15 protein-coding genes are annotated in these 13,119 nt (G+C 59.9%); 1 reads left to right on the top strand and 14 read right to left on the bottom strand.

Annotated features, from left to right (window positions below; all coding sequences use genetic code 11):
* Nucleotides 1–18: 18 nt before the first annotated feature.
* The 11 genes from C8K63_RS03250 to C8K63_RS03200 form a co-directional block, all read right to left on the bottom strand.
* On the bottom strand, nt 19–1,005 hold the full coding sequence (locus C8K63_RS03250) for a DNA polymerase III subunit delta' (RefSeq protein WP_108215359.1): 987 nt from the start codon (nt 1,003–1,005) through the stop codon (nt 19–21).
* On the bottom strand, nt 998–1,630 hold the full coding sequence (gene tmk, locus C8K63_RS03245) for a dTMP kinase (protein ID WP_108215358.1): 633 nt from the start codon (nt 1,628–1,630) through the stop codon (nt 998–1,000). The genes C8K63_RS03250 and tmk overlap by 8 nt, the downstream gene beginning before the upstream one ends.
* 19 nt (nt 1,631–1,649) lie before the next feature.
* Entirely contained in the window at nt 1,650–2,882 is a 1,233-nt protein-coding gene (gene mltG / locus C8K63_RS03240; RefSeq protein ID WP_108215357.1) for an endolytic transglycosylase MltG, read from the bottom strand.
* A 3-nt stretch (nt 2,883–2,885) separates the two neighbouring features.
* A complete protein-coding gene (pabC, locus tag C8K63_RS03235) occupies nt 2,886–3,701 on the bottom strand; it encodes an aminodeoxychorismate lyase (RefSeq protein ID WP_108215356.1) in 816 nt (271 codons plus the stop codon).
* Entirely contained in the window at nt 3,701–4,945 is a 1,245-nt protein-coding gene (gene fabF, locus C8K63_RS03230) for a beta-ketoacyl-ACP synthase II (protein WP_108215355.1), read from the bottom strand. The genes pabC and fabF overlap by 1 nt, the downstream gene beginning before the upstream one ends.
* Nucleotides 4,946–5,053: 108 nt before the next feature.
* On the bottom strand, nt 5,054–5,290 hold the full coding sequence (gene acpP, locus C8K63_RS03225) for an acyl carrier protein (RefSeq protein WP_003175607.1): 237 nt from the start codon (nt 5,288–5,290) through the stop codon (nt 5,054–5,056).
* Between the two features lie 197 nt (nt 5,291–5,487).
* Nucleotides 5,488–6,228, bottom strand: a complete 741-nt coding sequence (gene fabG / locus C8K63_RS03220; protein WP_007997043.1) for a 3-oxoacyl-ACP reductase FabG — start codon at nt 6,226–6,228, stop codon at nt 5,488–5,490.
* 16 nt (nt 6,229–6,244) lie between these two features.
* Nucleotides 6,245–7,183, bottom strand: coding sequence for an ACP S-malonyltransferase (gene fabD, locus C8K63_RS03215; RefSeq protein WP_008050436.1), 939 nt, complete (start codon nt 7,181–7,183; stop codon nt 6,245–6,247).
* A 124-nt stretch (nt 7,184–7,307) separates the two neighbouring features.
* A complete protein-coding gene (gene plsX / locus C8K63_RS03210) occupies nt 7,308–8,318 on the bottom strand; it encodes a phosphate acyltransferase PlsX (RefSeq protein WP_108215354.1) in 1,011 nt (336 codons plus the stop codon).
* Nucleotides 8,319–8,322: 4 nt separating this feature from the next.
* Nucleotides 8,323–8,505, bottom strand: a complete 183-nt coding sequence (gene rpmF, locus C8K63_RS03205) for a 50S ribosomal protein L32 (protein WP_003179396.1) — start codon at nt 8,503–8,505, stop codon at nt 8,323–8,325.
* 13 nt (nt 8,506–8,518) lie between these two features.
* Complete coding sequence (locus C8K63_RS03200; protein ID WP_008050439.1) at nt 8,519–9,046, bottom strand: YceD family protein; 528 nt, start codon at nt 9,044–9,046, stop codon at nt 8,519–8,521.
* 105 nt (nt 9,047–9,151) lie between these two features.
* On the opposite strand from C8K63_RS03200, the gene C8K63_RS03195 reads away from it, so the two are divergent.
* Nucleotides 9,152–9,730, top strand: coding sequence for a nucleoside triphosphate pyrophosphatase (locus C8K63_RS03195; protein ID WP_108215353.1), 579 nt, complete (start codon nt 9,152–9,154; stop codon nt 9,728–9,730).
* A 64-nt stretch (nt 9,731–9,794) separates the two neighbouring features.
* On the opposite strand, the gene C8K63_RS03190 is transcribed toward C8K63_RS03195, so the two are convergent.
* The 3 genes from C8K63_RS03190 to rluC are packed head-to-tail and all read right to left on the bottom strand — an operon-like array spanning nt 9,795 to nt 12,420.
* Nucleotides 9,795–10,784, bottom strand: coding sequence for a S49 family peptidase (locus C8K63_RS03190; protein ID WP_108215352.1), 990 nt, complete (start codon nt 10,782–10,784; stop codon nt 9,795–9,797).
* A 24-nt stretch (nt 10,785–10,808) separates the two neighbouring features.
* On the bottom strand, nt 10,809–11,471 hold the full coding sequence (locus C8K63_RS03185) for an HAD-IA family hydrolase (RefSeq protein ID WP_108215351.1): 663 nt from the start codon (nt 11,469–11,471) through the stop codon (nt 10,809–10,811).
* Nucleotides 11,458–12,420, bottom strand: coding sequence for a 23S rRNA pseudouridine(955/2504/2580) synthase RluC (gene rluC, locus C8K63_RS03180; RefSeq protein ID WP_108215350.1), 963 nt, complete (start codon nt 12,418–12,420; stop codon nt 11,458–11,460). The genes C8K63_RS03185 and rluC overlap by 14 nt, the downstream gene beginning before the upstream one ends.
* Nucleotides 12,421–13,119: the final 699 nt, after the last annotated feature.

The following is a 13,119-nucleotide window of genomic DNA, read 5'->3' as shown; positions in this document are numbered from 1 at the left end:
GAGTCTAGGCGCGGACAGTCATCTTTGGCCAGGCAACGACGCCCATTGCACCAGCAATGCCTCCAGCAGCAAGGCCGGATTGAGGTTGGCCTTGCTCAGGACTTTCTGCCTTTGGGCGAGGATCCAGTCCTGAATATCGAGGACTTTGCCCTGGGCGCTTTTCTGCGCCAGGTATTGCACGACCTTGCGCATGTCGGCAAGGCCCAGGCCAGCTTCGTCCTGGGTCAACTGATAGCGCAGGATCAGGCTCGACCAATCGCAGAACCAATCGAACAGGCGCAACATCGGAATGTTTTTCCACTCTTCGGCCAGTTGCGTCGGCGACTGCTGTTGCTTGAGGAGTTTTTTCACCCCTTCCACCACTTGCATACGTTGCTCACGCACGCCCTGGGCCTGAAGATTGACCGCCGCCAGTGGCGAACCGGCGGCCAGTGTCAGCAGTTCGATGCGCTCTTCTTCGGAACACTCCGGCAACGCCTGAGCCAGCCACTTCAAGCTCATGGCCTCGCCCGGCAGCGGACAGGCCTGCTGCACGCAGCGACTCTTGATGGTTGGCAACAATCGGCTGGGCTGATGGCTGACCAGCAACAAAACCGTATCGCCGGACGGTTCTTCAAGGCTTTTGAGCAAGGCGTTGGCGGCATTGATGTTCATCGACTCGGCCGGCTCGATCAACACCACCTTGCGCCCGCCCAACTGTGCAGTCTGCACCACGAAACCGACCAGATCGCGAACCTGATCGACCTTGATCGCCTTGTCGGCTTCTTCCGGTTCCAGGATGTAGTTATCCGGGTGGCTGCCAGCCTTGAGCAGCAAACAGGATTTGCATTCACCACAGGCTTGCAGCGCATTCGGGCGCTGGCACAGCAAGCTGGCCATCAGGCGCTCGGCCAGTGCCCGCTTGCCGATCCCGGCCGGGCCATGCAGCAGGTAGGCATGCGCATGCTGGGCGCGACCAGCCAGGTGCTGCCAGAGGGTTTCCTGCCACGGATAGGCCTCAGCCACGGCTCAACTCCAGCAGGCGCGGCAGCAAGGCATCCAGCGATTGCTGAACCTGTGCCAACGGCTGGGCAGCATCGACCAGCACATAACGCGCCGGATCCGCCTCGGCCCGTTTGAGGAAGGCTTTGCGTACGGCATCGAAAAAGGTCCGGCCTTCGCGTTCGAAGCGATCCAGACGACCGCGAGCACTGGCGCGGGCCAGACCCACCTCGACAGGCAGATCGAAAATCAGCGTCAGGTGCGGGCGCAGATCGCCCTGGACGAAGGCTTCCAGGGCCGCGATGCGCTCCAGCGACAAGCCACGGCCGCCGCCCTGGTAGGCGTATGTCGAATCGGTAAAACGATCACACAAGACCACGGCACCGCGAGCCAGCGCCGGGCGAATCACCTCGGCCAGATGCTGGGCACGCGCCGCGAACACCAGCAGCAACTCGGTATCCGGGTTCATGACTTCGTCGACCGGGGCCAGCAGCACTTCACGGATGCGCTCGGCCAGCGGCGTGCCACCCGGCTCGCGGGTCAGCACCACCTCGATGCCGGCGGCGCGCAGGCGCTCGGCCAGGTATTCGCGGTTGGTGCTCTTGCCGGCGCCTTCCGGGCCTTCCAGAGTAATAAACAAGCCAGTCACAGGCAGTCCTTAGTCAGAGTCATTGCGGGCTTTTCGGTGCGTTGGCATCGAGTTCCGGCATTTCAGGGGCTGGTGCAGGATCTTGCGCCGGCACTTGCGGCAGCGCCTCGGGAGCCGTGTTCGGTGAAGCGGCCGGGATCGGAGCCAACTCTTGCGAAGACTTGGCCTCCTGCGTACCGGTTTGCTCAGCCTCGGTTGGCGGCGTCTCGGCCGTGGAGGCAGGCGCCGGGCTGGAGCGATAATCGGCGCGACGCTTGAGCTGGAACTCCTTCACAGCATTGTTGTGAGCGTCCAGGTCGTCGGAGAACACGTGAGTGCCATCACCACGCGCCACGAAGTATAGGCTGTTGCCCTCCACCGGATTGAGTGCCGCATGGATGGCTTCGCGACCGACCATCGAAATCGGCGTCGGCGGCAGGCCCGCATTCATGTAGGTGTTATAGGGCGTCGATTCCTTGAGGTGAGCCCGGGTCAGCTTGCCGTTGTAGCGGTCGCCAAGGCCGTAGATCACCGTCGGATCGGTCTGCAGCAGCATGCCCATCGCCATGCGTCGTACGAACACGCCGGCAATTTGCCCGCGCTCCTGCGGTACCCCGGTTTCCTTCTCCACCAGCGAGGCCATGATCAGCGCCTGGTAGGGTTCGGTGTACGGCACATCGGAAGAACGCTGTTCCCACTCCTTGGCGAGCACTTCGTCGAGGCGCTCGTAAGCGGTTTTCAGCAGTTCGATATCGGTCATGCCGCGCACGTAGCGATAAGTGTCAGGGAAGAAGCGCCCTTCCGGGAAAATCCCGCTGTGGCCGAGCTTGTCCATGACCTGACTGTCGCTCAAACCGTCGAGGCTATGGTCGAGCTTCTCTTCTTTGGCCAGCGCTGCGCGGACCTGACGGAAATTCCAGCCTTCGACCAGGGTCAGGCTGTACTGAACCATTTCCCCGCGTTTCCACAGGTCGATCAGGCCTTCGACGGTCATGCCCGGCTTCATGCGGTATTCACCGCTGTGCAGGGGTTGCCTGGCGAGGTTGAAGCGCCAATATACCCGCAGCCAGAATGCGTCCTTGATGACGCCATTGGCTTCGAGTCGGTAGAGGGTGCGGGTCGGCGTGGTGCCCTTGGGCACATCCAGCAATTGCTCCTGGGCAATGTTCAGCGGCTGTACCAGCGCCGAATGAATTTTCCAGGCTGAAGCACCCAACAGCAGCCCCGCCAGAACCAGTCCGGTTTCCAGCAGCAGCAAGAATTTACGTCTCACGTATCAAGCATCCAGTAGCGCACGGGCAATGGTTTGGAGTTTACGGGTGAGCGGCCCAACCGGCCAGTGAAGAGCAGCACAGGCGCGCACCGGCCAAACGCCATACACGCTGTTGCAGACAAAGACTTCGTCAGCCCATTGCAGTTGTTCGAGGGGAATGTCGGTGATTTGCGTGGGGATTCCCAGCGACCTGGCCTGAAACAATATTTCGCCACGCATCACGCCGGCCACGCCGCAGCGCTTGAGGTCGGCGGTGACGAGTACACCATCACGCACCAGGAACAAATTGCTGAACACGCCTTCAATCACGCGCCCGGCCTGATCGAGCATCAAGCCTTCGGCATGCTCGGTGTCCTGCCATTCGGCACGGGCGAGGACTTGCTCAAGACGGTTCAGGTGCTTGAGGCCGGCCAGTAATGGCTGTCTGGACAATCGCGTGGTGCAAGGAAACAGACGAACACCCTGCTCGCCATGCACGGCAGGGTAAGCCGCGGGTGGATTGCCTTGCAGAATGCGTCGGGCCTGAGCCGAAGGATCCGGGGCGTAACCGCGCAGACCATCGCCACGAGTGAGGATGAGCTTGAGCACCCCGTCACCCAGTGCCGCGGCGTAGGCCAGCAGTTCGCTGCGGATCAACGCCTGATCGGCGGCAAGCGCCAGACGCGAACAGCCGTCCGCCAGACGCGACAGATGCCGTTCCAGCAATACGGGCTGCCCGTTGCGCACGGCGATCGTCTCGAACAGACCATCGCCATAAGCCAGGCCGCGATCCTTCAGCGACAAAGCGTCAGCCGGCTGACCGTCGACCCAGCTGTCCATCAGCCTGCGAACCGGCGGAACACCAGCGAGCCGTTGGTGCCGCCAAAACCGAAGGAGTTGGAAACGACCACATCGATATCCATATTGCGCGCCGTGTGCGGCACGAAATCGAGGTCGCAGCCTTCGTCCGGCTCATCGAGGTTGATGGTCGGCGGCGCTACCTGGCCGTTGATCGCCAGCACGCTGAAGATCGCCTCGACCGCGCCCGCCGCACCCAACAGGTGACCGGTCATGGACTTGGTGGAACTGACGGCCAGCTTGTAGGCGTGATCGCCGAACACCGACTTGATCGCATTGACTTCGGCCAGGTCGCCTGCGGGAGTCGAAGTGCCGTGGGCGTTGATGTACTGCACTTGATCGCCATTGATTTTGGCATCGCGCAGCGCATTGGTGACGCAACGAGCAGCACCGGCGCCATCGGCTGGCGGCGAGGTCATGTGGTAGGCATCGCCACTGGTGCCGAAACCGATCAGCTCGGCGTAGATGGTCGCACCACGGGCCTTGGCGTGTTCCAGCTCTTCCAGAACCAGCGCACCGGCACCGTTGGACAGCACGAAGCCATCACGGCCCTTGTCCCAAGGACGGCTGGCGCGGGTCGGCTCGTCGTTGCGGGTCGACAGCGCGCGGGAGGCACCGAAGCCGCCCATGCCCAGACCGCAGGCTGCCATCTCGGCGCCACCGGCAATCATCACGTCGGCTTCGTCGTACATGATGTTGCGGGCTGCCATGCCAATGCAGTGGGTACCGGTGGTACAGGCCGTGGCGATGGCGTAGTTGGGTCCCTGTGCCCCCAGATGGATCGACAGGAAACCGGAAATCATATTGATGATCGAGCCTGGCACGAAGAACGGAGAGATCCGTCGTGGGCCGGTCTCGTGCAGGGTGCGGGCGGTTTCTTCGATATTGGTCAGACCACCAATACCCGAGCCCATGGCCACACCGATGCGCTCACGGTTGGCGTCGGTGACTTCCAGGCCGGCGTTACGTACCGCCTGAAAACCTGCGGCCAGACCGTATTGAATGAACAGGTCGAGCTTGCGGGCTTCCTTGACCGACAGGTATTCCTCGACATTGAAGCCCTTTACCGAGCCGCCAAAACGAGTGGAATAGGCAGAAAGGTCGGCGTGTTCGATCAGACCAATGCCACTGCGGCCAGCCAGAATGCCCTGCCAGCTGCTTGGCACATCCGTGCCCAGTGGCGACAACATACCCATACCGGTGACTACGACGCGTCTACGCGACACAGCACTCTCCTTTTTCAAATGACGACTTTGCATCATGCCTAAAGAAAAAACCGCACGCCGTGATGGCAGTGCGGTTTTTCCACGACAGCGAGCAACGATTACGAACTATTACGCCTGGTGGCTAGTAACGTAGTCGATTGCAGCTTGTACGGTAGTGATCTTCTCGGCTTCTTCGTCAGGGATTTCGGTCTCGAATTCCTCTTCCAGAGCCATCACCAGCTCAACGGTGTCAAGGGAGTCGGCACCCAGGTCTTCTACGAAGGAAGCAGTGTTGACCACTTCTTCTTCTTTAACGCCCAGTTGCTCAGCAACGATTTTCTTGACGCGCTCTTCGATGGTGCTCATACCTTGTTTTCACTCCTAATGGACAAATTCAGGCAGCTGGCCAGTGGGTAAGTGTATAGAAAGACTTTTCAGCTTTTCAACTGAAAGCTTCACTCCTCAAACCCGGTGACCCTATGCCGATAAAATAGATTGCAGCTTTATAACGGATTTTAGACAGCTCGTATGACATTTTTTTGAAGCAATCCGTCACATTTGAATTACATGTACATCCCGCCGTTCACCGGGATTGTAGCTCCGGTAACGTAAGCCGCACCGTCCGACGCAAGAAAAGCGACCACGGACGCGATCTCTTGAGCCTGCCCCAGACGACCCAGCGGAATCTGCGTCTGCAAGGCTTCACGCTGCGCTTCGGGCAGTTCACGGGTCATATCGGTATCGATGAACCCTGGGGCCACCGAGTTTACCGTAATCGAACGCGAACCGACTTCACGTGCCAGAGCACGGCTGAAACCTTCCAGGCCGGCCTTGGCGGCAGCGTAGTTTACTTGGCCTGCGTTGCCCATGGCACCCACAACCGAACCAATACTGATAATTCGGCCCCAACGGGCTTTGGTCATGCCGCGCAAAACGCCCTTGGACAGGCGGAACAGACTGTTCAGGTTGGTATCGACAACGTCATGCCACTCGTCGTCTTTCATGCGCATCATCAGGTTATCGCGGGTGATGCCAGCATTGTTGACCAGGATCGCCGGCGCACCGAACTGCTCCTGAATGCTCGCCAGAACAGCCGCCACGGACTCGTCGCTGGTGACATTGAGTTCCAGGCCAGTACCTTGAATACCGTTTTCCTTCAGGGTCGCGGCAATGCGCTCGGCACCCGACGCGGAGGTCGCGGTACCCACAACGATGGCGCCCTGACGACCCAGTTCCAGGGCGATGGCCTGGCCGATGCCACGGCTCGCACCGGTGACCAGTGCAACTTTACCTTGCAGACTCATGCAAGCTTCTCCTGATTCAGGCCAGCGCTGCACGGGCGGCAGCGAAAGCGTCTGGGGTATTGAGGTTGGATGTCGACACGCCTTCGGCGCAGCGTTTGTTCAGACCGGCCAGTACTTTGCCCGGGCCGCACTCGACCAGATTGGTCGCGCCCTTGGCTGCCAGCGCCTGTACGGATTCGACCCAGCGTACTGGCTTGTACAGCTGTTCGAGCAGATCACGCTTGAGGGTTTCCAGATCGGCCGGCACCTGGGCACTGACGTTCTGTACCACAGGAATCTGCGGTGCCTGCCAGTCGATAGCGGCGATCGATTCGGCGAAACGCTCGGCAGCCGGGCGCATCAGCTCGCAATGGGACGGCACGCTGACCGGCAACGGCATGGCGCGCTTGGCGCCACGTGCCTTGCAGCCTTCGATGGCGCGCTCGACGGCAGCCTTGGCACCGGCGATGACCACCTGGCCCGGCGAGTTGAAATTCACCGCGCTGACCACTTCGCCTTGCGCCGCTTCGGCACAGGCCGCCAGTACGTCAGCATCGTCCAGGCCCAGGATGGCAGCCATACCGCCTTGTCCGGCCGGCACGGCTTCCTGCATCAGCTGGCCACGACGTTCGACGAGCTTCACTGCATCGCCCAGGCTCAGACTGCCTGCCGCGACCAGCGCGCTGTATTCACCCAGGCTGTGCCCGGCAACGTATGCCGGGCGCGCGCCACCTTCCGCCAGCCACAGACGCCACAGGGCGATCGAGGCAGTCAGAATGGCTGGCTGGGTTTTATCGGTTTGATTGAGTTGCTCTTCCGGCCCTTGCTGGGTCAGTGCCCACAGGTCGTAACCCAGTGCATCGGAAGCTTCTTTGAATGTTTCGAGAACAACCGGATGTTGCGCGCCCAGCTCGGCCAGCATGCCGAGGGACTGCGAACCCTGTCCCGGAAAGACGAATGCGAGGGAAGCAGACATGTAACAAGCCCCTAATGATCTTGTCGTCGGAAATTGGCGTCCCGCTTTGGGGGCGCAAGAAACTGACAGTTGGATGGCCCATCGAACCAACCGGTCACATTTAAGCATTGTCCGACGAAAACGCCTAAAGCAATAAATCCTCCAGACGACCGTGAATGCGCTCGGGCAGGTTTTCCTGAATCTCGATCAGTGCGCGCTCAATGGCGCTTTGAAAACCCTGCACTCCGGCAGAACCGTGGCTCTTCACCACGATCCCCTGCAATCCGAGAAAGCTCGCGCCGTTATGCCGGGCAGGTGCCAGATCGGCCTGCAGACGTTTCATCAAGGGCAGCGCCAGCGCGCCGACCATGCGAGAGGCTACGTTCTTCCTGAACAACGCCTCGATGCGCCCGGCAATCATGGTCGCCAGGCCTTCGCTGGATTTGAGCAGGATGTTGCCGACAAAACCGTCACACACCACCACATCCGCTTCGCCGCGGTACAAACCATCACCTTCGACGAAACCGATGTAATTGATGCCGCGAGCGGCCTGTAACAAAGTGGCGGCCAGCTTGACCTGCTGGTTGCCCTTGATGTCTTCGGTGCCGATATTCAGCAACGCCACCCGTGGACGCGCGATGCCCAGAGTTTGCGCTGCAACCGAGCCCATGACCGCAAACTGCAGCAGATGCTCGGCACTGCAATCGACGTTGGCCCCCAGGTCGAGCAATTGGCAGTAACCCTTCTGTGTCGGAATCGCCGCCACCATGGCCGGACGATCAATACCCGGCAAGGTCTTGAGCACGAACCGCGACAACGCCATCAACGCCCCGGTATTACCGGCACTGACACAGGCCTGGACTTTGCCGTCGCGCAACAATTCCAGGGCGACACGCATCGACGAGTCAGGCTTGCCACGCAAGGCCTGGGTGGGTTTTTCGTCCATGGTAATGACTTCGCTCGCCGGGGCAATCGACAGGCGCGCGCGATCCACAGCCGAATGGCCAGCGATCAATTCTTCAAGCAGGGAGGGTTGACCGACGAGGGTCAGGTGCAGCGAGGGTGTAGCAGACAGACAAGCAAGGCTGGCCTGAACAATGCTGCGGGGACCGAAGTCCCCGCCCATTGCGTCAATCGCGATGACTTGAGCGGACAAGTGATTACTCGTCAGCGCCCTTGTCGATCACTTTACGGCCACGGTATACGCCTTCTGGCGATACGTGGTGACGCAGGTGAACTTCACCGGTGGTTTTTTCTACAGACAGAGTGCTAGCCTCGAGAGCGTCGTGCGAACGGCGCATGTCACGGGCAGAGCGGGATTTTTTGTTCTGCTGAACAGCCATAATTGATTAACTCCTAAACGTTTGGGTCACGCTTTAACTGCGCCAATACACTGAACGGGTTGGACCGCGTTACCTCGTCCTCGCTCGGTTCGGGCTCATCGAGACCCGCCGGCTGCTGGCATTCTTCCGGATGATGAGCAGGCACAATGGGCAAGGCGAGCAGAAGCTCCTCCTCGATCAGTGACTGCAGATCCAAAGGATCTTCGCCCAGTTCCAGCACGTCATAACCTTTCGGCAACGACTGGGTATTCGCACCCTCCTTCACCACGGCGTAACTGCATTCGCTGTGGATCGGCAGGGTGACCAGCTCAAGACAACGCTGGCAAACCATTTTGACTTCAGTGTCGATAAAGCTGTGGATGACCACAGATTTACGTTCATCTCGTTCAAAAACGAATTTAGCCTGCACCGTACCGACATTGTCGGAAAGCGGGTCGCAGAGTCTCTCCAAATCGGCCAGCAGCATTTCACCTTGAAGGGTGGTGCCACGATCAGCCAATTTGCGCGGGTCAACGTGAGGTGGAATCGGGTCATTCAACATAGGCGCAGCATTATAGGGATGCACCCGCCCATGTCAAAGGAAATTCAGCCCTGTCCGTCACTTGCAAGCCTCGCTAGAATTCGCACCTGCCTTCTGGAGATGCGCATGCTGCCTTTATTACTCGCTTCTGGCTCGGTCTATCGCCGGGAATTGCTGGCCCGCTTGCAGTTGCCTTTCACGTGCAGCTCGCCGGATATCGACGAAAGCCATCGCCCGGGCGAATCCGCCATCGAGCTGGTCAAGCGCCTCGCCGAAGAGAAAGCACGAGCCCTGGCCGACAGCCATACCGCTCATCTGATAATCGGCTCCGATCAGGTCGCCGTACTGGGAGAACGGATTATCGGAAAGCCCCACAGCTTCGAAAAGGCCCGTGAACAACTGCTGGCCGCCAGCGGTGCCCGCGTGACATTCCTGACCGGCCTGGCCCTGCTCAACAGCCAGACCGGACACTGCCAGGTCGATTGCGTGCCGTTCACCGTACACATGCGCACACTCGACGCGACCCGCATCGAACGCTACCTGCACGCCGAGCAACCCTACGACTGCGCAGGCAGCTTCAAGGCCGAAGGGTTGGGGGTGAGCCTGTTTCAAAGCACGGAAGGCCCTGACGCCACCAGCCTCGTCGGCCTGCCACTGATTCGCTTGACCGACATGCTCCTGACCGAAGGCGTGCAAATCCCCTGAAGATCAAAAGATCTTTTGATTCTAAAAAAAACCGGCTGAAGCCGGTTTTTTTATCACAAGAGATTCAGCGCAGCGACGGACCGTTAAACCCCATCCACATCGCCAAATGCTCAGCCACGCTGGCACCGAGCTTTTTCGAGAAGCGATCGAACGGCGACTCCTGAACAGTGAAGTCCACCAGCTCTTTCTCGCCGATCACATCCCGCGCAACCGAACTGGCATTACCCAGCCCATCGATCAACCCCAGCGGCAGCGCCTGCTCGCCGGACCAGACCAGGCCGGAGAACAGCTCCGGATGCTCCTTGTCCTTCAGGCGATCGCCGCGCCCCTGCTTGACGCTGCCGATGAACTGCTTGTGGGTCGTATCGAGCACGCCCTGCCAAAAAACAGTTTCTTCCGGCTTTTGCGGCAGGAACGGATCGAGGAACGACTTGTGTTCGCCAGCGGTGTAAGTGCGCCGCTCGACGCCCAGCTTCTCCATGGTGCCAACAAAGCCATAACCGGCAGCCGTTACTCCGATGGAGCCGACCAGGCTGGCCTTGTCGGCGTAGATCTGATCTGCCGCGCTGGCGATGTAGTAAGCGCCGGAAGCCCCCAGGTCGGAAATGACCGCATACAGCTTGATGTCCGGGTGCAGGCCGCGCAGACGGCGGATCTCGTCATAGACATAACCCGACTGCACCGGACTGCCGCCCGGGCTATTGATGCGCAGGATGACGCCCTTGACCTTCTTGTCCTCGAAAGCCGCGCGCAGACTGCCAACGATATTGTCTGCGCTGGCGGGCTCCTTGTCGGCAATCATGCCTGTCACATCGATCAACGCCGTGTAATTGGCACTGAGGGTAGCTGCCTTCTCCATATCCATCAGCGGCGAAAACAGGGCAATGGCACCGAACAGATACACAAAAGTCAGTGATTTGAAGAATATCCCCCAGCGACGGGATCGGCGCTGTTCCTGTATGCCGGCCAGCAGCGTCTTTTCCAGCAGCTTCCAGCTCTTGTCGTCACCGCTCTCTGCGCTCGCCTTGGCGGGCGCCTTCCATTCGTCGGTCATGCCATCCACCCCAAAAACAACCGGTTAAGCCCGCTGACTCAGCCAGGCATGCAATTCTGAAAAACGGTCAATGGCCAGCCGCGGCTCATACAACTTCAACGCATCGATCGATTGAGCGCCATAGCTGACAGCCACCGACCCCATGCCGGCGTTGCGCGCCATCTGCAAATCAAAGGACGAATCACCAACCATCAATGCTTGTTCCGGGCGGACCTCGCAATGCGCGAGAATCTGCTCGAGCATCAGTGGATGGGGCTTGCTGGCGGTCTCGTCGGCCGCGCGGGTGATATCGAAGTAGCTCTCCCAGCCATGGGACTTCAACACCCGGTCCAGCCCGCGACGGGCCTTGCCGGTCGCCACGGCCAGATGATAACCCTCGGCACGAAATGCCTCGAGCGACTCGACCACACCCTCGAACAGCGGCGAAGGCACGGCTTCCGACGCAATGTAATGTTCGGCATAGTGCTCGCGGAACGCGATCAGTTCGCCATCATCAATCTCGGGGTACAGGGTGCGGATCGCTTCCGGCAAGCCCAGGCCGATGATGCCTTTGACGGCAAAATCATCGCGCAGCTCAAATCCGGAGCGCTGCGAGGCAACGTGCATGGCCTCGACAATCCGGCCAATGGAATCGGCCAGCGTGCCGTCCCAATCGAAGATCAGCAGCTTGTAATCAGATGGGCGCACTCAATCGCTCCACGGTTTTGGCCCACATCTCGTCGACCGGCGCTTGCAGCTTCAGCTCACCGCCATCGGGAAGTGGCACGGTCAGCATGTAGGCGTGCAGGAACAGACGCTTGCCGCCCAGATCGCGGATTTCCTTGCTGAAACCTTCGTCGCCATACTTGGTGTCGCCAGCGATGCAATGCCCGGCGTGCAGGGTGTGGACACGGATCTGGTGAGTCCGGCCGGTAATCGGTTTGGCCTCGATCATGGTGGCAAAGTCGCCGAAGCGGCGCAGGACCTTGAACACGGTCACGGACTCCTTCCCCTCCTCCTCGTCGACCTCAACCATGCGCTCGCCGGAGCGCAGATTGCTCTTGCCCAGCGACGCACGGACTTGCTTGATCGAGCTCGCCCAGTTACCGCGGACCAGCGCCATGTAGCGCTTGTCGACGCCATCACCGCGCAACGCAGTGTGCAAGTGGCGCAACATGCTGCGCTTCTTGGCGATCATCAACAGGCCGGAGGTATCACGGTCGAGACGGTGAACCAGCTCGAGCTCCTTGCAATCGGGGCGCAACTGACGAAAGGCTTCGATCACCCCGAAAGTCAGGCCGCTACCGCCGTGCACAGCAATGCCCGCAGGCTTGTTGATCACGATCAGGGCCTTGTCTTCGAAGACAATCGAGGCTTCGAGTCGCTGCAGCAACCCCTGCGCCAGTGGCACCGGCTCGTCGCGCTCGGGCACTCGAACCGGCGGCACGCGCACGATGTCGCCCGCCTGCAGCTTGTACTCGGGCTTGATCCGACCTTTGTTCACCCGCACTTCGCCTTTGCGCAAAATGCGGTAAATCAAGGTCTTGGGCACGCCTTTGAGTCGGGCGAGAAGGAAATTATCAATACGTTGGCCGGCATATTCCGGCGAGACCTCAAGCAGTTGTACGCTTGGAGTCGGGAGGGTAGTCGTCGTCATGCCGCGGATGATAACAATTTTTTATGGAATTGAAGCACTTAATCATTGCTGCTATAGTCGCGAACGTCGCCAAAAGCGGCCTGGACAGCGGACCAACGGTCAAAAACCGGCCCTGACCAACGCAATTCACCAGGATGCGAGGCCGTCCTACGGGGCTTTCGCTACGTAACGGTGGAGTTTGCAGGTGTAACGAGCGCAGGTGACATGAGGCCTGAATCACGCCACAAAGCAGAGTTCTCACTCGTTTTGCGAGCCATATTCACGGCCAGTTCACAAAGTGCAGTCAGCTGCGAATGACCCCCGAGCGAAGGCATCGGAAACAACGCCTAAATTAGCCATGATGCGTGACCTCCCCTTTCGGAGCTCACGGTAAATGCCAACCCGCTGCGGATTCTGCGCGCGGCAGCACCCGAATTATCAGGGATACGTGTAGGGTGGAGATGCACAACCGCCGGACTGTGTAGCAACAGGCTTTCTCAAGACGCTTCATCTCGTCCACAGCCGCTGGTTGATTCCTCCTCCTGACTGAGTGCTTAAGTAGCCACAGCAAGCAGGACGCGTACGTCGCGATGAAGGCCCACATTGGCCGGACTTCGCTGGACACGGGAAATGGCCAACCACTCCCGACGCACCTGACACCGACCGTGAGAAGTCGTGTGTGCCGAACGCCGTTTCCGGCAGCCCGGAAACCGACGGTAC

It is taken from the genome of Pseudomonas sp. GV085, assembly GCF_003050925.1.
GTDB lineage: Bacteria > Pseudomonadota > Gammaproteobacteria > Pseudomonadales > Pseudomonadaceae > Aquipseudomonas.
This window is presented reverse-complemented; position numbering and strand designations above follow the sequence as displayed.